The organism is Maribacter sp. 1_2014MBL_MicDiv (assembly GCF_001865655.1).
Classification (GTDB): Bacteria; Bacteroidota; Bacteroidia; order Flavobacteriales; family Flavobacteriaceae; genus Maribacter; species Maribacter dokdonensis.
Window position 1 is genome coordinate 1,758,118 of the sequence record NZ_CP011318.1, and the last position, 19,840, is coordinate 1,777,957.

At 36.8% G+C, this 19,840-nt stretch carries 17 protein-coding genes; 7 read left to right on the plus strand and 10 right to left on the minus strand.

Going from position 1 to position 19,840, the window contains the following annotated elements:
• Positions 1-85: 85 nt before the first annotated feature.
• The 4 genes from YQ22_RS07330 to YQ22_RS07345 all read left to right on the plus strand — a co-directional run bounded on the left by YQ22_RS07330 (position 86) and on the right by YQ22_RS07345 (position 8,654).
• Positions 86-3,181, plus strand: coding sequence for a UvrD-helicase domain-containing protein (locus YQ22_RS07330; RefSeq protein WP_071340662.1), 3,096 nt, complete (start codon positions 86-88; stop codon positions 3,179-3,181).
• A gap of 7 nt (positions 3,182-3,188) precedes the next feature.
• Positions 3,189-4,382 (plus strand): glycine C-acetyltransferase, encoded by a 1,194-nt coding sequence (gene kbl / locus YQ22_RS07335; RefSeq protein WP_071340663.1) that lies wholly within the window; start codon positions 3,189-3,191, stop codon positions 4,380-4,382.
• Between the two features lie 113 nt (positions 4,383-4,495).
• On the plus strand, positions 4,496-5,839 hold the full coding sequence (locus tag YQ22_RS07340) for an OmpA family protein (RefSeq protein ID WP_058104732.1): 1,344 nt from the start codon (positions 4,496-4,498) through the stop codon (positions 5,837-5,839).
• A gap of 73 nt (positions 5,840-5,912) precedes the next feature.
• Complete coding sequence (locus tag YQ22_RS07345) at positions 5,913-8,654, plus strand: PD-(D/E)XK nuclease family protein (RefSeq protein ID WP_071340664.1); 2,742 nt, start codon at positions 5,913-5,915, stop codon at positions 8,652-8,654.
• A gap of 2 nt (positions 8,655-8,656) precedes the next feature.
• On the opposite strand, the gene YQ22_RS07350 is transcribed toward YQ22_RS07345, so the two are convergent.
• The gene (locus YQ22_RS07350; RefSeq protein ID WP_071340665.1) at positions 8,657-9,367 is read right to left on the minus strand and encodes an SDR family oxidoreductase; all 711 of its coding nucleotides are present in this window, start codon (positions 9,365-9,367) and stop codon (positions 8,657-8,659) included.
• Positions 9,368-9,482: 115 nt separating this feature from the next.
• On the opposite strand from YQ22_RS07350, the gene YQ22_RS07355 reads away from it, so the two are divergent.
• A complete protein-coding gene (locus YQ22_RS07355) occupies positions 9,483-10,823 on the plus strand; it encodes a sugar porter family MFS transporter (RefSeq protein ID WP_071340666.1) in 1,341 nt (446 codons plus the stop codon).
• A gap of 96 nt (positions 10,824-10,919) precedes the next feature.
• Here the strand turns inward: YQ22_RS07355 and YQ22_RS19315 are convergent, their stop codons facing one another.
• The 6 genes from YQ22_RS19315 to YQ22_RS07380 all read right to left on the minus strand — a co-directional run bounded on the left by YQ22_RS19315 (position 10,920) and on the right by YQ22_RS07380 (position 15,367).
• Positions 10,920-11,093 (minus strand): helix-turn-helix domain-containing protein, encoded by a 174-nt coding sequence (locus YQ22_RS19315; RefSeq protein ID WP_232231349.1) that lies wholly within the window; start codon positions 11,091-11,093, stop codon positions 10,920-10,922.
• A 16-nt stretch (positions 11,094-11,109) separates the two neighbouring features.
• Positions 11,110-11,883, minus strand: a complete 774-nt coding sequence (locus YQ22_RS07360; protein ID WP_232231351.1) for an AraC family transcriptional regulator — start codon at positions 11,881-11,883, stop codon at positions 11,110-11,112.
• Positions 11,834-12,346 carry a hypothetical protein gene (locus YQ22_RS07365; protein WP_071340667.1) on the minus strand — a complete coding sequence of 171 codons (513 nt, stop codon included), beginning with the start codon at positions 12,344-12,346 and terminating at the stop codon, positions 11,834-11,836. The genes YQ22_RS07360 and YQ22_RS07365 overlap by 50 nt, the downstream gene beginning before the upstream one ends.
• 26 nt (positions 12,347-12,372) lie before the next feature.
• On the minus strand, positions 12,373-13,323 hold the full coding sequence (locus YQ22_RS07370; RefSeq protein ID WP_071340668.1) for an SDR family oxidoreductase: 951 nt from the start codon (positions 13,321-13,323) through the stop codon (positions 12,373-12,375).
• 420 nt (positions 13,324-13,743) lie between these two features.
• On the minus strand, positions 13,744-14,496 hold the full coding sequence (locus tag YQ22_RS07375; protein WP_232231354.1) for an endonuclease/exonuclease/phosphatase family protein: 753 nt from the start codon (positions 14,494-14,496) through the stop codon (positions 13,744-13,746).
• A 265-nt stretch (positions 14,497-14,761) separates the two neighbouring features.
• Entirely contained in the window at positions 14,762-15,367 is a 606-nt protein-coding gene (locus YQ22_RS07380) for a TetR/AcrR family transcriptional regulator (protein WP_071340669.1), read from the minus strand.
• A 72-nt stretch (positions 15,368-15,439) separates the two neighbouring features.
• On the opposite strand from YQ22_RS07380, the gene YQ22_RS07385 reads away from it, so the two are divergent.
• Positions 15,440-15,874: a cupin domain-containing protein gene (locus YQ22_RS07385; RefSeq protein ID WP_071342529.1), complete on the plus strand. Its 435-nt coding sequence runs from the start codon at positions 15,440-15,442 to the stop codon at positions 15,872-15,874.
• 66 nt (positions 15,875-15,940) lie between these two features.
• Here YQ22_RS07385 and YQ22_RS07390 read toward each other — a convergent pair whose 3' ends face one another.
• The 3 genes from YQ22_RS07390 to YQ22_RS07405 form a co-directional block, all read right to left on the minus strand.
• Positions 15,941-16,297, minus strand: coding sequence for a hypothetical protein (locus YQ22_RS07390; RefSeq protein ID WP_156894540.1), 357 nt, complete (start codon positions 16,295-16,297; stop codon positions 15,941-15,943).
• A gap of 242 nt (positions 16,298-16,539) precedes the next feature.
• Positions 16,540-17,070: a nuclear transport factor 2 family protein gene (locus YQ22_RS07400; RefSeq protein ID WP_071340672.1), complete on the minus strand. Its 531-nt coding sequence runs from the start codon at positions 17,068-17,070 to the stop codon at positions 16,540-16,542.
• A gap of 424 nt (positions 17,071-17,494) precedes the next feature.
• Positions 17,495-18,229 (minus strand): flavodoxin family protein, encoded by a 735-nt coding sequence (locus tag YQ22_RS07405; RefSeq protein WP_071340673.1) that lies wholly within the window; start codon positions 18,227-18,229, stop codon positions 17,495-17,497.
• 437 nt (positions 18,230-18,666) lie between these two features.
• On the opposite strand from YQ22_RS07405, the gene YQ22_RS07410 reads away from it, so the two are divergent.
• Positions 18,667-19,704, plus strand: coding sequence for a succinylglutamate desuccinylase/aspartoacylase family protein (locus YQ22_RS07410; RefSeq protein WP_071340674.1), 1,038 nt, complete (start codon positions 18,667-18,669; stop codon positions 19,702-19,704).
• Positions 19,705-19,840: the final 136 nt, after the last annotated feature.

Here is a 19,840-nt window from a genome sequence, read left to right on the forward strand (position 1 = left end):
TTCAAAGTTACGGATTTTAACATTTATATTCACGTAATAATTTGTTAAGAACTGTACAGTAATCCTTAATTTGCAGTAAAAATCAGTGTCTAATAATCCGTTTACCATATATAATGCTTCTGCTGGATCAGGCAAAACGTATGCGCTTGCCAAGGTGTACTTGAAGATTATACTGGCTTCTCCTCAAAATTTCAGAAAAATATTAGCGATCACTTTTACCAATAAGGCGGTAAATGAAATGAAACATCGTATTCTCAACAGTCTTTTTGAGTTTTCAAAAACGACTTCTATGGACCATGCAGCTCCATTGTTCAAAGATATACTGAATGAGACCGATTATACTTTTGAGGAATTGCCCGCTTTGAGCAAACTGCGTTTAAAGCAAATTTTGCACAACTATGCCTTCTTTGATATTTCTACCATAGATAAGTTTACCCATAGGCTTATTAGAACATTCGCCAAGGATTTAAAGATTCCACAAAATTTTGAAGTGGTTCTAGATGTGGATCTGCTTTTACAAGAAGCCGTAGAGCGCGTCATAGGCAAAGCTGGTGAAGACCCTGAATTTACCAAGGTTCTTTTAGATTTTGCGCTAGAAAAAATAGAGGACGATAGAAGTTGGGACATTGGTTTTGACCTTTTAAAAATCGGAAAATTAATTTTCGACGAAAATAATGCTGCACATTTAAAGAGCTTAAATGCTATTGAGCTAGGTGATTTTTTAAAACTTCAAAACCACCTTAAAAAACAAACTAAGGATATAGAAAAAAAAGTTGAGGAACTTGCAACCGCTTGTCTTGAACTCATTACCAATGCCGGATTGGATTTTAAAGATTTTCCAAGGGAAACCTTACCCAATCATTTTAAAAAAATAATTGCCGGCAACTATTCACCTACTCAACTTTACAACAATAAACTAGAAGACAATTTAATTGAAGGTAAAATTCTAAAAGCCACGGTAAAAAATGCCCCTATTGATTTAGCACCTCAACTTTTAGTTTATTATCAAACTATAAAGCAACTTATTTACAAAAGAGGGCTGTTTGCCAACATTAACAGAAACATTGTTCCTTTTGCGCTCTTGAACGCTATTCAAAAAGAACTAAAAATCATTCAAGAAGAAAAGGATCAGTTATCCATATCTGATTTTAACACATTAATTGCAAATGAAGTAAAGGATCAACCTGCCCCTTTTATTTATGAACGCTTGGGAGAAAAATACCGCCATTATTTTATTGATGAATTTCAAGATACCTCGCAAATGCAATGGGAAAACCTTATACCTCTCATAGGGAATGCCATGGAAGGCCAAGATGAGTTAGGCAATACGGGTTCTCTATTTCTTGTGGGTGATCCCAAACAAGCCATCTACAGATGGCGTGGCGGTAAGGCCGAACAATTTTTAGAATTGGCGACCCATAAAACACATCCTTTTACCGTACCATCTGATTTGGTTACGTTACCAAAGAATTATAGAAGTCACGCGGAAGTCATTAACTTCAACAACAACTTCTTTCAAAGTGTGAGTCCTTTTTTGGAAAATGAGGTTTATCAAGAATTTTTTAAAATAGGCAACCAACAGGAAATCAACCATAAAGAAGGTGGCTATGTTCATATATCTCTTTTGGAAGAGGATGACGATGAGCTTTATGCCGAAACCACTTTAGCGACCATTCAAAAATGTATAGAACAAGGTTATACCTATAGTGATATCTGCATTATTATCAGAAAAAAGAAACACGGTCTATTGCTTGCAGATCAGTTGATGCAGCATAATATACCGGTAGTTTCCTCAGACTCCTTATTGTTGAGCGAGAGCAAAAAGGTTATTTTTCTTGTACAGCTAATTAGGCACTTGGTACAACCCACGGAATTGGAAATTCAATATGAATTACTTCATTTCCTTTCTGAAAACAAAGCTGACAAACACGCTTATATTTATGAGAACCTAGATAATCTAAACAACCATTTCCTAAACGTTTACGGCTTTGATTCTTCTAGATTAAGACAAACATCTGTTTATGATGGATTGTCATATGCCATCAAAACCTTTGACCTTATACCTACTTCAGATGCTCACTTGACTGCTTTTATGGATCTTGTTTTTGATGTAGAGCAAAAATTTGGCTCAGATATGCAGTCTTTTTTAGATTACTGGGACAAAAAAGGATATTCAGCAAGCATTAGCACACCAGAAAATATTGAATCTGTGCAGATAATGACCATTCACAAATCTAAAGGTCTGGAGTTTCCAGTGGTCATTTTCCCCTATGCAAATTCAAACATATTTGAAGAAATAGACCCTAAATTATGGCTGCCGGTTGATAAAGATGAGTTTCTTGGCTTTTCTGAAATACTGATCAATAAGAAACAGGAAGTTCAAGAATACGGAGAAACCGAAGCCTTGTTGTATTCCCTTGATCACCAAAAATTACAGTTAGATGCGTTCAACCTTTTATATGTTGTTTTAACCAGAGCCGTAAAAGCAATTTTCATAATTAGCGAAAACAAACTTGATAAGAAAGGGGAACACAATACCAATTACTACTCTGGGCTTTTCATTCATTTCCTAAAAAGCATTGGTGCGTACCAACAAGATAAATTAGATTACCATTTTGGTGAGTTCCCACTTAACCAAGCCAAAAAAGAAATGGATAACGATCCTCTGACCATACCTTATATATATACCAATAAAGACAGGGCAGATTTTAAAATACTGGCCCTGGCAGGAACCCTTTGGGATGAAGGTTTAGATATTGCCATCAATCAAGGTAACGTTATACATTTTATACTGGGTGCCATCCATACCGCAAAAGACCTGGAAAGAGCCATGCAACTGGCATTACAAAAAGGTCTGATCAAGGAACAAGAAGTCAATGAGATAAAGGAAGTTGTAAAAAAGGTCATCTATCATAAAGATTTATCGCAATTTTACAGTCAAGATTTTGAGGTGCTGAACGAAAGAGATCTTTTAATGTCAGACGGTTCTACCCAAAGACCAGATAGGGTCGTGCTTAAAGATAACCATGCAACCATTATAGATTATAAAACCGGTGAACGCAATAAGTACTATCACCAACAGGTGAACGCCTATGCCCAAAGTTTTTCAAATATGGGCTACACCATTGATCACAAAATCATTGTGTATATTAATACTGAAATAGAACTAGATTATATATAGAAGGAATATGTACGGAAAAATCAAAGAACATTTACAGCAAGAAATTGAAACGATTAAAAAGGACGGACTTTTTAAAGAGGAAAGAATTATTGTTTCTCCACAAGATGCCGTCATTAAAATAAATACCGGGCAAGAGGTCATTAATTTTTGCGCCAATAACTATTTAGGGTTATCATCACATCCAGAGGTTATACAAGCGGCAAAAGATGCTATGGATACCCATGGCTTTGGTATGTCATCTGTAAGGTTCATTTGCGGCACACAAGACATCCATAAAGAATTGGAGCAAAAAATAGCTCATTTCTATGGTACCGAAGACACTATTTTATATGCTGCTGCATTTGATGCCAACGGAGGCGTATTTGAACCTTTGCTTACCGCAGAAGATGCTATCATATCAGATTCATTGAACCATGCCTCAATCATAGATGGTGTTCGTTTATGTAAAGCAAAACGTTATAGATATGCCAATAGTGATATGGCAGATCTAGAAGCACAACTTATTAAGGCAAACGAAGACGGGGCACGTTTTAAGATTATTGTTACGGACGGTGTATTCTCCATGGATGGCATTGTTGCCCCGCTGGACCAAATATGTGATCTAGCCGATAAGTACGATGCCTTGGTGATGATAGACGAATGCCATGCAGCCGGTTTTATAGGCGAAAAAGGAAGAGGCACCTTAGAAGAAAAAGGGGTAATGGGTAGAATTGATATTATAACCGGCACGCTGGGCAAAGCCTTAGGTGGTGCCATGGGCGGTTATACTACAGGAAAAAAGGAAATCATTACGTTATTGAGACAACGCTCTAGACCTTACCTATTTTCAAACTCCTTGGCACCGGCCATTGTAGGTGCCTCTATAAAGGTATTTGATATGTTGGAGAACGACACTTCTTTAAGAGATAAGTTGCAAGAAAATACTGCATACTTCAAAAAAGGCATGATAGCGGCTGGTTTCGACATTGTTGATGGCGATTCTGCCATTGTACCGGTAATGTTATATGATGCCAAACTATCTCAAGAAATGGCAAATAAGCTTTTGGAAAAAGGCATTTATGTTATCGGGTTTTTCTACCCTGTTGTACCAAAAGACAAAGCTCGTATTAGGGTACAACTTTCAGCCGCGCATTCAAAAGAGCATTTAGACGCTGCCATTACCGCATTCACAGAGGTAGGCAAGGAATTAAAAATCGTTTAAATGCACCATTTAATCTATTAAATGCATTAAAAAAAATAGGAAATTGATTTTGTTAATAATATTTAACAAGTTACATTTGCAGCTAATAAACACTTAAACTTAAAAATTTGAACATGAAACATCTTAGCAAATTATTGGTTGTTGTACTACTTGTTGTAGGTATCAACAACATACAAGCGCAAGACGAGAATAACCCTTGGCAAGTGCAATTTGGGGTTAATGCCATTGACGTATATCCAACTTCGGATGTAAGTTCTTTCGGTAATGAATTCTTCAATGCAAACGATCACTGGAATATCTTACCTTCTATTTCTTATGTAGGAGTATCTAAATCTATAGGAGATGGTTTCTCTGTTGGAGCTAGAGGTTCTCTTAACAAAATTAGCAAATTAGGTGACGTTAGTGTTGACGATCTATCTCACTACGCTATAGATGGTACAATTAAATATGATATCATAAAAAGACAAACTGTTCTTGACCCATTCATCGAAATAGGTGGTGGTTATACTTGGATCGATGAAATCGGTGCTGGTACTGCAAACGGTGGTGTTGGTCTTAACATCTGGTTCTCTGAGAACTTAGGTCTTACTTTACAATCTTCTTATAAGCATGCTTTCGAAGATTACTTAGCTCCTCATTTCCAACATTTAGCTGGTATCTCAGTTAAGTTTGGTGGTACTGACACTGACGGTGACGGTATCTACGATAAAGATGATGCTTGTCCAGAAGTTGCTGGTCTTGAAGCATTCAACGGTTGTCCAGATTCTGACGGTGACGGTATAGAAGACAGCAAAGATGCTTGTCCTAACGAAGCTGGTTCTAAAGAAATGAACGGATGTCCTGATGCTGACGGTGACGGTGTTGCTGACAAAGATGACGCTTGTCCTAACGAAGCTGGTGTTGCTGCTTTAGCTGGTTGTCCAGATGCTGACGGTGACGGTGTTGCTGATAAAGATGATGCTTGTCCTTCTGAAGCAGGTCCTGCTGAGAACAAAGGTTGCCCATGGCCTGATACTGACGGTGACGGTGTATTGGACAAAGACGATCAATGTCCTGAAGTTGCTGGTACTGTAGCTAACGCTGGTTGTCCTGAAGTAACTGAAGAAGTTCAAAAGCAATTGAACGATTACGCTAGAACTATCTTATTTGATACTGGTAAATCTTCTATCAAAGCTGAGTCTACTTCAGTAATGGTTGACATTATCACTATCCTTAAAGAATACCCTAACGCTAAATTTACAGTTGAAGGTCACACTGATAGCGTAGGTAGCGAAAAATTAAACCAAAGTCTTTCTGAGTCAAGAGCTCTTTCTGTAAAAGAATTCTTAGTTGACAAAGGAATAGAAGAGTTCAGATTATCTGCAGTTGGTTACGGTGAGTCTAAGCCTATCGCAACAAACAACACTAGAGCTGGTAGAACTCAAAACAGAAGGGTAGAAATCAACTTAGTAAAATAAGTAAAAAACATACCTAAGTGTTTTAATAAAATAAAAGCTCCGCAATATTGCGGAGCTTTTTTATTTTTACATCATGCAGAGCTTTATACAAGATGTAGTACAGGATGTTTTAAAACACAATTCTAACATTGCCAATACCATTTTTATCTTACCCAGTAAACGGGCTGGTGTCTTTCTTAAGAAAGCACTATCCAAATCATTGACCAAAACCATACTTGCTCCTGAAATCTACAGTATTGAAGACTTCATTGAAAAAGTATCCAACCTGGTAACCGCCAATACTACTACCCAGTTATTTGAACTATATAATGCTTACTTGAGCGTTGGTGACTATGAAAAAGAATCTTTTGATTCTTTCTTGAAATGGGGACAAATTCTATTACAAGATTTTAATGAAGTGGATCGCTACTTAGTAGATGCCACTGGTCTGTATCAAAATGTTGCCGCTATACAAGAGGTAAATCATTGGTCCTTGAACAGCGACAAATCTGAAATGATCGAAAATTACCTTCATTTTTGGCGCCACCTTGAAGAAATCTATACCAAATTCAATAATAACCTCATACAAAAAGGTTTAGGACATCAAGGTCTTATATACAAAACATCGGTATCCCAACTTTCTGGTTATCTTGAATCCAACAGCAAGAAACATATTTTTCTTGGCTTTAATGCCTTGAACACTGCTGAAAGTATTCTTATACAAACCATTCTTGAAAAAACAGATGCCGCTATCTATTGGGATATTGACCCTTATTTTCTAAAAGACAATATTCATGATGCCGGATACTTTATACGCCAGTATCAAAAAACATGGAAGGTTCTAAAAGATAAACCCCTTGCCGGTCTAACCAATTACTACAATACTGAAAAGCACATAGAAATTATTGGTGTACCCAAAAATGTATCCCAGGTGAATTATGTAGGTGATATTTTAAATCACATTCAAAGTAATGCACCAGAAACATTGCAAAACTCCGCCATTGTTCTTGGTAATGAAGAATTATTAAACCCACTATTAAATTCTATACCGGATCATATTCCGGCAACGAATATTACCATGGGTCAAAAGCTAGAATCTACTACCCTAGCAAGTTTTTTTATAAACCTCATAGAATTTCATGAACAAAAAACAGATCGTGGCTGGTTCTATAAACACCTATTGAATCTTTTAACGCATTCATATACTGTCATATTATTCGATGCAAATGAGGTTTCTACCCACCAGTTAATTTCAAAAATAAAGTTGAATAATTGGACCTATATCAACCATGGACAAATAAATGCGCTTTTACCTGAGCATGCCACAGTTTCTTTATTATTTGAAGAGATCAGCAACGATCCCAATAAACTTTTAGAAAACTTTCTAGCCTTAATTACTTCTATGAGAAGCATAGAGGCGGTAAAACAGAATTCATTATTGTTAGAGCAGTTATATAAATTCTATACCTTGTTCAATCAGCTCAAAGATCTTTGCAACAATTTTACCTACATAAACAATTTAAAAAGTTTAAAACACCTTTTTAAACAGTTGTTAAGCTCAGAAACCTTAGATTTTCAAGGAAACCCTATAGAAGGCATACAGATTATGGGTATGCTAGAAAGTAGGTTGTTGGATTTTGAGACCATTATCATCACGTCTGTAAACGAAGGTGTACTACCATCGGGAAAATCCAATAATTCCTTTATTCCGTTCGACTTAAAGACGAAAAACGGATTACCCACCTACAAAGAAAAAGATGCGGTGTACACCTATCACTTTTATCGATTATTACAGCGTGCCAAAAACGTATACATCTTATATAACACAGAGCCAGATGCTTTAGAAGGTGGAGAACGTAGTAGGTTGATCACCCAATTACTAACGGATGATAACAGAAGCGATATCAAAGAAGTCATAGCCACACCTACCATACAACCTATTGCCAAAGAAATTGAGCAGATAGCAAAGACAACTACGCTTACACAACTTATTCGTGAAAAAGCCGCTAAAGGCTTTTCGCCAAGCTCTTTGAGCAATTACATTAGAAACCCAATTGATTTCTATAAGCAGAATCTATTGAATATCAATGAGGTCATGCAGGTTGAAGAGACTCTTGCCCCTAATACTTTTGGTACTATTGTCCATGATAGCTTAGAAGAGTTGTATACACCTTTAGTTGGCACAACCCTCACCAAAGAGACTCTAAACAATATCCGTAAAAATGTAACTACCTCGGTAGCCCGTAACTTTGAAAAAACGTACAAGGAAGGGAACATCAGTTCTGGCAAAAACTATATTTCTTTTCATGTCATCCTTAAGTACATTCAAACATTTATAGATGCAGAAATAACCGCTATTAAAGACCATAGCATTAAAATAATTGCATTGGAACAGTCACTATCAGTACCCCTGGAGATTGCCGGTTTAGACTTCCCCATTACATTAAAAGGAAAATTAGACCGTGTTGATGAGTTTGATGGCGTTACCCGTATTATCGATTACAAAACAGGTAAGGTAGAAAGACGTAATGTTGAACTAATGGATTGGGACGTACTTACCGAAGATTATCAATTTAGCAAGGCATTTCAATTGCTTTGCTACGGATTAATGTTTTTTAAAATGCATCCTGCAAATAACTTAACCATTCAAGCAGGTATTATCTCTTTGAAGAATTTTGCCGATGGTACGTTGTTGTTCGCACAAAAAGAAACTGCCCGAGGTCCCAAAAATCACCTTATTACCAATGAGGTCATTTCTGATTTCGAGCAGCTACTTGGTCAGTTAATTACAGAAATCTGTAATGCCGACATTCCTTTTACTGAAAAAGAAGTTTAAACCTATTTCTTGTCCGGTCTTGTTGGCCTTACCTCTATTTTACTAGGTAAGGTTCTTTCGTTCATCTGTAATAGATCTAACACCAATTCACCAATGTCCTCTGGTTGAATTTTCCATGCATCTTTATCACCTGGCTCATTATGGTTAAAATGTGTTGCCACAGAACCCGGCATTATGGTAGATACTTTTATACCGTACTGTCTAAGATCTAACATTGCAGCTTGTGTAAAGCCTACCACACCAAATTTTGATGCATTATACCCAGCACCTTGAGCAAAGAAATTGGTACCTGCCAAACTTGCTAGCGTAATATAATATCCTTCTGTTTTCTTCAGGGACGCTACAGATGCTTTTAGGGTATGAAAAACACCACTAAGGTTTACATCTATCATTTGGTGCCATTGTTCTTCGGTCATTTCATCTATGGGTGCAAAATTACCAACACCGGCATTTGCAAGAACAACATCTACTTGACCCCATTTATCCGTTATTTTAGCTACGGCATTTTCTTCGTCTGAAAGTTTAGCGACATTAGATACAATTCCTAAAACATCATCGTTATTAAAATCTTTTAACGCCTGATCTACACTTTCTTGAGACCTACCGCTAATGGCCACTTTCATGCCTTGATCCAATAATGTTTGCGCTACGGCAAAACCTATTCCCTTAGTGCCTCCTGTTATATAAGCTACTTTATTTTTTAAATCTTTCATGGTTCAATTTTAAAATTAACACAAGTTACCAATTCTTTGATTTTTATGTTAACCCAAAAGATTATGATTTTACGATTTTCATTCATTATATTTAACAACAACTTAACACTCAACAATGAACAGAATTATCGTATGGTCCATTACCGTGGCCCTCGCAGGATTTTTATTTGGATTCGATACCGTGGTCATCAGCGGCGCAAATGAACCTATCAAACAAATTTGGAACACATCACCTTTATTTCACGGCACCTTTATCATGAGTATGGCGCTCTGGGGTACCGTAGTAGGCTCTCTTTTTGGTGGCATTCCCACCAAAAACCTTGGGCGTAAGAAAACGCTGTTATGGGTAGGTATTCTATTCTTGGTCTCCGCACTTGGCTCTGCATTAGCACAAGATCCATATTCATTTTCTATATTTCGTTTCATTGGTGGTGTAGGTGTCGGTATTTCTTCGGTTGCCGCTCCTATTTACATTTCTGAAATTACATCTAAGGAGAATCGTGGAAAGCTTGGCGGACTTTACCAATTTTGGTTGGTATTCGGTATTTTGATTGCCTTTGTATCTAACTGGTTATTAAAAGGTTTTGATGGTGCAAATGATTGGCGTTGGATGCTTGGTGTAGAAGCCATACCCGCTTTCATTTATACCGCAATGGTTTTTACCGTACCAGAAAGCCCACGTTGGTTGGCCTTACACAAAAAGGATGATGCAGGTGCCTTAAAGATATTAGAGATCATACACTCTAAAGAAAAGGCCGCGCTACAATTGGCAGAGATCAAGACCGATTTACAGCACAGCACCAAAAGTGAAAGCCTTTTTCAAAAGAAATACTCAAAAGTACTTTGGCTAGCTTTCTTTATAGCATTCTTTAATCAATTATCCGGCATCAACTTTGTGCTGTATTATGCCCCTGAAATTTTAGAGCAAGCCGGGTTAGGCGGTAAAGAGTCTCTTTTCAACTCGATCGCCATTGGTATCGTAAATCTTGTATTCACCTTTATTGGAATTCGCTTATTGGATAAACTAGGAAGACGACAACTGATTATTATTGGTTCTATAGGCTACATTATTAGTTTGGTTATGGTGGGTCTCTGTTTTCAAATGGATCTGGGATCTACCCTTACACTTACCTTCATCTGTACTTTTGTTGCCTCTCATGCCATTGGGCAAGGTGCGGTAATATGGGTCTTTATATCAGAAATATTCCCGAATAGTGTTCGTGCTTACGGGCAGTCTTGGGGTGTTAGTGTACATTGGGTATTTGCCGCGATCATTACATTGATCACTCCCTTTTTCCTAGATGCTACCCAAGGTGTTCTTAAAGACCATGTTTGGTATATCTACTACTTCTTCTGTGCAATGATGGTATTGCAACTTATTTGGGCAATGACCAAAATGCCGGAAACCAAAGGAGTTTCTTTAGAGGAATTGAGCAAGGAATTGGTGAAAGAATAAAACATCATCTTGTTAAACATACATTATCTACAAAGCCCTCATTACAGATGTAACGAGGGCTTTGTAGTCTTTTCCCTTTAATAGTAATGGAAGTATCTAATTCACACTAAACTTTTCACGATAAGCCGTTGGGCTAATACCTTCTTTCTTTTTGAATAACCTTGAGAAATAATGCGGATATTCAAAACCTAACTCATACGCAACCTCAGCAATACTTTTACTGGGATGCAACAACATATTCTTTGCTTCATCTATTAACAACAACTGCAAATGTTCCGTGGTGGTCTTACCGGTCTCCTTTTTTTAAGGTATCGCTTAGATAACGTTGCGAAATTGCCATTTTATCGGCAATCTGTTCTATGCTAGGTATACCATTTTCCTGTAGCTGACCAGATTCTACGTACTCCAACAACTGCGTATTAAACTGTTCTAACAAACTCGTAGAAAGTTCTTTTCTGTTTAAAAATTGACGCTCATAAAATCGATTGGCGTATTTCAGTAGGGTACTCAATTGAGATACAATAATGTCCTTACTGAACTCGTCTTGATTGTTTTGATATTCAATTTCAATATTCTCGACAATGGACTCTATCTGCTTTTCTTCTTTTGGTGAAAGGTGCAATGCCTCATTGACCGAGTACGAAAAGAAACCATACTTCTTGATCTGATGCGCCAACTCCGTTCCTTTTAAAAAGTCCTCGTGAAAGCTGATCGAAAACCCTTTTTGTTCAAATACTGCTGCCTCGTTCCATTGCAATACTTGCCTTGGTGCAATAAAAAATAGCGCTCCGTTATTGAAATCGTATTTTGTACGGCCATAGTTTAAATCGCCCTGTACAAACTTCTTAAAACTAATGGTATAACAATCGTTGGTAATGGGTGGCGAACTTTCTTTGGGGCAAGGTAAAAAACCATCTCCCGTTGCCGAAAATACACTCAACATGGGGTGTTCCGGATTAGGTAGTTCCAAATACGCTATATAGGACGATAATGTTTTAAAATGCTGCATACTACTTGTCCATTTCTTTAGCTGCCAATTGTAATTGTTTATTATACCCATCTATTCTGGCATGGGCGGTACCGTCTACCAATAAAATAACCGTCAACATGGCTATGGTGGTAATCATACTAGCTCTCCAAACCGGTGTGCTTACAAACAACAGTACTATGGCACAAGCTATGATTATGATGGGTATCGCCTTAAAGACAATAGTATCGTATTCTTTTAAGGTAGCTTCGGCGCGTTCCAATTCTGATGCTACAAACGCTGGTGCATCTGTTTGGTAGGCTTTTTCAAATTGGGGAATTCTTGATTTATTGGTAAAAAACAACCCAACACCAATGATTAAAAGTAAACTGCCCGCTACCAATGTAGGAATTATATACGCTCTGGCGATATCTGTTTTGCCCAATTGCCAAAATCCCAAGCTTGCCACTAAAAATGCCAAACCGAATAGCATAAAGAACGGAGTTGAAAATAGTTCTGCCTTTGCCCAATCTGTTGCCGCTTTTAATATATCCATTTCTCTTATTTTGATCGTTAACTAATTTACAAATTCCAAGTTACACCAGTTTCCTTTTCTGAAAGCTCCCACAGTTTTTCCATGACGGGTTTGTCCTTGGCGTGAGGTTCTAATTTGCATTCCCCAACCGGACCTGTCCAATAGTTTTTGCCCGTTGGTCCGTAGAAACCAGATTGATCTAAATCTGGCTCGGTGGCACACATGATTTCTGGGTATGCTCCTTTCTCCGCAGATTGTACCATGGGCGTTAATTTCATGATCTGCCAAATAAATCTTGTGAACAAGCTACCGCTGGTCTTGATCAATGATGTTGAAGAGGCACCAGGGTGGCATGCGTATGATTTTACACCTGTTTTGCCCACCGCCTTAAGTCTATCTTGCAATTCATAAACGGTCATGATCTGTGCTAATTTACTTTGACTGTACACGCCGTTTGGGCTGTAGTTCTTGTCCCAGTTCATATCATTGAACTGTATGGTCTTTATGCCCAAATTGTAGCCCATACTGCCCACGGTCATTATACGCCCTTTTGATTCTTCTATACGTGGGTACAGCAAAGCCTGCAATAAGAAATTACCGTAATGGTTTACCCCTAACTGACTTTCAAAACCATCTTCCGTAAATGTTTGTTTGGGTACTTGCGCAATAGCGGCATTGCACATTAAGGCATCTATTTGTGGTACGGTTTTCAGAATTTCATCTGCAGCTTTCCTAACCGATGCCAATGATGCCAAGTCCATTTCTATATTGCTTACCGGTATGGCATTGCCAAGTTCTTGTTTTAAGGTTGACAACGTATCGGCAACCTTTTTTGGGTTACGGTTTAGCATGACCACTTTAGCCCCTTTTTTCAACAGTATTCTTGCCGCCTCAAAACCAGTACCACTGGTTGTACCGGTAATTATGAACGTTTTGCCTTTAAGGCTTTTGATTCTATCTGGGGTCCACCCTTTTTTACCAAATTGTGTTGTACTCATATCGCCTATTTTTTAAATGTCTAAAAGAATAGGACAAAGGTATATGCGAAGTTGCCGTTAGGACTTACACACATTTTCGAATGTTGTGTACTTTTTGGTGGGGATAGTGGGATAGTGAAGAATATTAATTACCTTCTAATTTATATACGTCATCTCCTGGAACCAAGTCTTTTTTATGTTCACAAGTCCAGATAACTTTACCATTATAGTAACTTTCAAATTCTATGATAAGCGTAGTGTGGTGGCAAGGAAACTTTTGGTTTCCGTCTGCGCACAAAGCTAAAGCTTATTGCTTAGTTTTTTTTATCTTGTTCCAAAGCTAAATCCTAAAGATTTTATCGACATCATAAAAATACACAAACCTTTCGTTTAAGCCCGAAGCCTTTATTGTTCATAGGTTGTGTTAGTATTGGTTATTTTTTACGTTTCGAATTCACAAACAATTGGTAAATGGTCGCTAACCACAATCCATTTTTCCAAAGCACCAACCTCCATTTTTTTAACTCCATTTTGAAAGTCCAAACTCCCAAAAATATAATCAATATGATAAGGTTTTTCTATTTTCCGATGAAGAAAAAATGTTGGTTGAGATTCTTCGCCTTGCTTCTCATTCCAATAGTGGTGATAAAGACTTTTAATTCCTATTTCTTCAAGTTCTTTTACCACATCCGAATGGTTCCACCATCTGTCCAATTTATCCCAACACACATTGCTATTAAAATCTCCCAGAATTAAACTTTTGCGGAGTTTCGGTTTGTGAATTTGAAGATATTTCCACAATTGACCAATGTAACCAAATGTTGGTGATTTATTACTATGAGTCCAAACTGCCAATAAATCAAAATCATTATTGACTCTACAGGGTAAAAAATGCTTTACTCTTAAGTCTCGATAAACGTCTGTCCAATTTTTTTTATCTAATTCTATACCTTTCTTCGCGAAAATTCCAATTCCCTTATTTTTTGTGTCCCCAATCCAAATATGATTTTCAGCCCAATTCTTATATTCTGTATGTTTAGTTTCTAATGGATTTTCACATTCTTGAATTACGCATATGTCGGCATCGAAGTCTAGTAAGTGTTTAAACTTATTTCTTAAAGCTCCGTTACAATTCCAAGTTATAATTTTCAAAAATGCTTGTTTAAAATGAATGCCAACAACTGTATAAAGCATCTAATTAATTCACACCTAAATTTAAACTCCAAAACGGCAGGGGGAAGTAATGTTTTAGAACCGACCAACAAGGTAGTATTTTTCTTCCATGGAAAATTACGGGTAACCGTAAAAGAAAGGAGAAAAGGTAGGGGGTATAAAATAGTTAGGAGTTAAGAGTTAAGAGTTAGGAGTTGGGAGTTGGGAGTTGGGAGTTGGGAGTTGGGAGTTGGGAGTTGGGAGTTGGGATATTAATTAAAAAATCTACGTGATAACTTACTAATAATTAACTCTTCTGTTCTTCTTTTGACTTTTCGAGACCTTTCAAAATTAATTTCATGCCCCATTTCATAAGTCGCAAAGATTCTTTGTTATCTAACCCAGATACATCTTTGGTTATGATCAATGGTTCAATGCCCATTAAAATAATGAGAAGATTAGTTAAATCTTCTTCTTCCTGTTTGGTGAAATTGGTGTTTTCAAAAGCTAATTGCATTGTTTTTTTACGTCTGGCTCCTCTTTTAATTTCCGAAGGATTAGAAGCTATTACAATGCTAAGGTATTTTCTAAAGGCGTTCTCATTATCTATGGCAAGGGTATTAAAATAGTCTTGAATACCAAGAACTTTATTTTCAAATGTTTCATTCTGCACATTTTCAATAATATGCTCTGGGTGCAAGGTGTTAATATCTAAACCTGCCTCTTCTGCCAATATTTGAACATTTGAATAGTATCTATAAATTGTAGCTCTTGAGACTCCTGTTCTACCAGCAACGTCTTCAAGGTTGAATTCAATACCCTTATTTAGAAAATACTGGGCACTTTCTATGATTTTATCTCTTGTTTCTTGTTTCTGATTTTTCCTTCCCGTATTGATATAATCATCATTCATAAGACAAATATCTTATAAGTTTTTGATTTTTAAAAATCATTTCTTAAGTTTATGAGACAAAAATCTTATATAATGGAAACAGGTACTACAAAATGGGTGTTAGGGCATAAGGTAACGGCACATAATACCTCAGGAGATTACGATTTAATGATTGCGGAAACTCCGCCTCATGTTCAAGGTCCTCCACCACATTCTCATAATAGTTTTAAAGAATATTTCTTAATCGTTGAAGGTGAGATGGAATTTTTTGTGAATGGAGAAATTAAAAATATAAAGGCAGGTGAATCATTGGATATACAACCAAATACATTGCATACATTTAGAAATACGGGTGATGCATCATGTAAATGGGTGAATATTCATAGCCCAAAGGGTTTTAGGGCATTCTTTGATAAAATGGGTATTGCTGAAGAAATTGAAGATGCACAAACAAAATCCGTTGCACCGGAAATCATTCAGAAAGTTATTGAAACTGCCGGAGATTTTGATATGATAATTAAGAGTTAGGAGTTAGGAGAAAAAATGGTATTAAGTAATGAGCACAAAATATTAAGTACAAAGCCTTCGTAGAGGCTACTCAAAACTACATTCTGAATTTTCTGGTAACCATAAAATTCTGTCTTGCGTGAATTCTGATTTTAATTCGGCAGTATTACCTATTGTTTCACCCTCACAATTTCTGGTGAACGAAACATATGCAACAGTGGGGTCGCAATTCACATAATAAAAAACATCAATGCCCAGATACTTGGCTGTTCTTATATACTCGTGATCATCAGTCAATGAATTTACCCAATCATTAAGCCAAGAAAGTTCTTCTAAAGGGTTCTCTACATTACATGTGGAAGTATCATCATCATTACTACAAGAACTAAAAACTGCTAAAGAGATTACACTACAAACGACCCAATTTCGAACCCAATTTTTCATTCCTTTACATATATAGTTGTATAGTAAAGATGCGTTTAACATAATTGGTTGCTTTTTCTGCTTATATCTTAATTTCCAATTCACGGGCAACTACTCCTTTTCCGCCTGCCATGAGTCCGGCAATTTTTTCATTTTCCACTTGTAACTACACCGAAATAGTACTTGGTGATGGCGGTAAAAAGATAAAAAGTAAAACCCAGAAAAAGCTTCTGGGTTTTACATTAATATTAAAGGTTTATTAATTATTCAGTAGGTGGTTGTAGCGTGTAGCCCATAGACGTCATTACGTTTAATTGATCGTAATAATGCGCCATCATTTTAATTTTACCATCTTCAACAACACACGTAACTTGTGCAGGAATCGCAATTTCTTGACCGGTTTTTTTATTTGAAATAGTGTCTGTAGTCCAAACCATAACCCATTCGCCCTCGTTTATGCCACCAGTTACCTTTATGGGTGCATAAGACGTGTTTGGGTCAATTGAATGTTTGGTAGTTGCAAAACTTTCTTTATAATATTCAGACAATTGGGAAGGGTTCATTACGTTGGTAGGACCTCCGCTAAGACCATAAATTTTGGCGTCATCTGCCAATTGCGCTACCATCGTTTCCACATCTCCGTTTTGCACTGCATTTACGTAATTCGATACAACAGCTACATTGGCTTCTGCATTCTCAAAATCCATAGTAGCCGAAAATTCTTGTGCGGTATTAATAAGTGGTGTTAAAAACACAGCAAGCATAAAAAACATAGTCATCTTAATAGTTCTCATAATATATAATTATTGGTTAATATTCTACTCAATTGGTATTTTACCACTAGGGGGAATACTATTATCGGCAATACATACTAGGGGAACTTACTTGCTTCGTTAAATGCTTAAACAATAAACATACTTTGGACACACAATATCTTAATATTTAGAAAGTTAGTGATTATTTTAATATGTATATCTCTTAAGGTAAATTAATACGATATTTCTTTTTTAAAGATGAAAATGCTTGAGAAATTCTATTGGAGTACAAAGGAGTTAGGAGTTAGGAGTTAGGAGTTAGGAGTTAGGAGTTAGGAGTTAGGAGTTAGGAGAAAAAATAGTATTAAGTACTGAGTACAAAGTATTAAGTAAATTATTTTTAAAAGTAACTTCTAAGTACTTCGTACTTCATACTTAATACTTTATACTATAAACTAAACCACTATCTATATTCTGGGTTTTCGAACTCCCATCGCTTGCCATCATCCCATTCGGTACGGCTATTTCCGTAGTTGGGGTAGCCGTTATTGTCTTTCATCATTCTAGCTAAATGCAACAGGTTGTAGGTCATAAAAGTGGTGTTTCTATTGGTAAAATCACTATCAAAACCTACAGGTTCCTTAAGATCTTCGCCCTTCCATTTGGTATCGCCATAGCTTGGTCCTGGTCCTACTTTACCGATCCATCCGCTATCTGCTTGTGGAGGTATAGAATACCCAACATGTTGCATGGAGTATAAAATACCCATAGCGCAGTGCTTTACACCATCTTCATTACCTGTTATTATACACCCACCTACTTTTCCATAAAAAATATACTGCCCCTTATCATTGGTCTGGCTGCTCATGGCATACAAGCGTTCTATAAGTTTTTGGGCTTGAGATGATTTTTCGCCCAACCAAATTGGTGTGCCTATAATAGTGATGTCGGCATCTAAAATACGTTCGGCAATTTTTGGCCACTCATCAACATCCCAACCATGTTCTGTCATATCTGGATAAACACCACTGGCCACTTGATGGTCTATAAACCGAACCTCATCAATTTTTACCTGCTCTTTGGCCATAATGGCTTTTGACACATCCATTAACTTTTGGGTGTGACTTTCTTGGGGCGATTTCTTTAGCGTACAATTAATATATATCACTTTCAAATCACTAAAATCTGTCTTTTTCATACCCTATGTTTTATGGAATTTTATGGTGCTATGACCATGGGCAATTTCGGTATATTAGGGTTAATTTATGTATCCGTTCACATATAAAATTATCCTATTCCAATATAATTTACTGAATATCAATATATTTTAAGGAATTCTCCTCCTTTTTCGGTAGATAGCTCAACTATTTACAGCATAGGGAGTTCCGTAGAAAATTTGACGTTTTAATGCCCATCACGAAGTACGAGGTACTGAAAATAAACGAGGTTAAAAGCACTTAGTGATAATACCTTGCTTTTAACCTCAATTAAAATAGCTCTACTTAACTATGTATGGAGTTTTATCTTAGTTTACCCGCATTTTTTAAGAGAGAAATATGGTTGTATAAGTAATTAAATAATGTCTTTTTAATACTTTGGTCTAGCCAAACGCATCACATAAAAAATAAACGTATCATGCAAAAGCTATTCTTTACCCTTTTCTTGTCTTTTTCCCTTTGCTCAGCAATAGCCCAAAACACTTTTCAAGATGTGTTCTCCAACTCTAAAAGACCATTAAAAGAAAACATACGCCTAGCATTTCAAGACGCTAGAAACAACAAAACCTTCTTGCCCATATCTATACTAAAGGGAAAAAATAAAGGACCGGTTTTCACCATTGTTGCCGGCGTTCATGGGTTTGAATATCCACCCATTGTTGGCGTACAAGAGCTCTTGAGAGAAATTGATGTTGACAAATTGAACGGTACTTTAATTATTATACCCATTGCCAATACCAGCTCTTTTTTCTCGAGAACTTCTATTGTAAATCCGCAAGATCAAGTGAATTTAAACGGTGCGTTTCCTGGAAAATCTACCGGTAGCGTTACGCAAAAAATAGCTGATTTTATAACAACGGACATTATACCCGCGAGTGATGTTTTTATAGATATACATGGCGGAGGTGTCAATGAAGATTTGATTCCGTTTGCGCTTTTCTACGAAAACCCCAATTATCCGGAACAGACTAAAAAGGCAAGGAAACTTACAGAGATCAGCGGGTTCGAGTATATTGTTTCATATCCATTCACATTAAAGGACAATGAACCTGCAAAATATGTTTTTAAGCAAGCCTCACAAGATGGCAAAATAGCATTGAGCTTTGAAAGTGGCAAATTGGGCAATGTTCAGAAAGATGCCGTACGTTTCATAAAAAATGGAATCTATAATATGCTTGACCATTTGAACATGTACGATAACGGTTCCGAGCCAAGTGCCAACCTTGTGCAACTCAACAATCAAACCTATTTAAGCGCTACCGAAACAGGGCTTTTCTACAGTGATCTGAAAGCGGGAGATACAGTTAAAGAAGATGACATCGTAGGCTACACCACAAATGAATTTGGCGAAAAACTTAAAGAGTACAAAGCACCTACATCAGGTATTATTTTGTACAAAATTTCAACCCCACCAGTCAATATTGATGATACTTTAATGTGTATTAGTAAGCGTTAGTAAAACAATTTTTGTTGACTGCTTTTTTTGAAAAGGCAAGCAATAGCATATAAAAAAGCCCTCACCTTCGTGAAGGCTTTAAAGTTGTGGAGAATACCGGATTCGAACCGGTGACCTTCCCGAAGGCTTTCGGGAC

Coding starts and splice junctions, on each gene's coding strand:
- kbl (WP_071340663.1), top strand. CDS start 3,189: ATGTACGGAAAAATCAAAGAACATTTACAGCAAGAAATTGAAACGATT.
- YQ22_RS07340 (WP_058104732.1), top strand. CDS start 4,496: ATGAAACATCTTAGCAAATTATTGGTTGTTGTACTACTTGTTGTAGGT.
- YQ22_RS07345 (WP_071340664.1), top strand. CDS start 5,913: ATGCAGAGCTTTATACAAGATGTAGTACAGGATGTTTTAAAACACAAT.
- YQ22_RS07350 (WP_071340665.1), bottom strand. CDS start 9,367: ATGAAAGATTTAAAAAATAAAGTAGCTTATATAACAGGAGGCACTAAG.
- YQ22_RS07355 (WP_071340666.1), top strand. CDS start 9,483: ATGAACAGAATTATCGTATGGTCCATTACCGTGGCCCTCGCAGGATTT.
- YQ22_RS07360 (WP_232231351.1), bottom strand. CDS start 11,883: ATGGGTATAATAAACAATTACAATTGGCAGCTAAAGAAATGGACAAGT.
- YQ22_RS07365 (WP_071340667.1), bottom strand. CDS start 12,346: ATGGATATATTAAAAGCGGCAACAGATTGGGCAAAGGCAGAACTATTT.
- YQ22_RS07370 (WP_071340668.1), bottom strand. CDS start 13,323: ATGAGTACAACACAATTTGGTAAAAAAGGGTGGACCCCAGATAGAATC.
- YQ22_RS07375 (WP_232231354.1), bottom strand. CDS start 14,496: ATGCTTTATACAGTTGTTGGCATTCATTTTAAACAAGCATTTTTGAAA.
- YQ22_RS07380 (WP_071340669.1), bottom strand. CDS start 15,367: ATGAATGATGATTATATCAATACGGGAAGGAAAAATCAGAAACAAGAA.
- YQ22_RS07385 (WP_071342529.1), top strand. CDS start 15,440: ATGGAAACAGGTACTACAAAATGGGTGTTAGGGCATAAGGTAACGGCA.
- YQ22_RS07390 (WP_156894540.1), bottom strand. CDS start 16,297: ATGAAAAATTGGGTTCGAAATTGGGTCGTTTGTAGTGTAATCTCTTTA.
- YQ22_RS07400 (WP_071340672.1), bottom strand. CDS start 17,070: ATGAGAACTATTAAGATGACTATGTTTTTTATGCTTGCTGTGTTTTTA.
- YQ22_RS07405 (WP_071340673.1), bottom strand. CDS start 18,229: ATGAAAAAGACAGATTTTAGTGATTTGAAAGTGATATATATTAATTGT.
- YQ22_RS07410 (WP_071340674.1), top strand. CDS start 18,667: ATGCAAAAGCTATTCTTTACCCTTTTCTTGTCTTTTTCCCTTTGCTCA.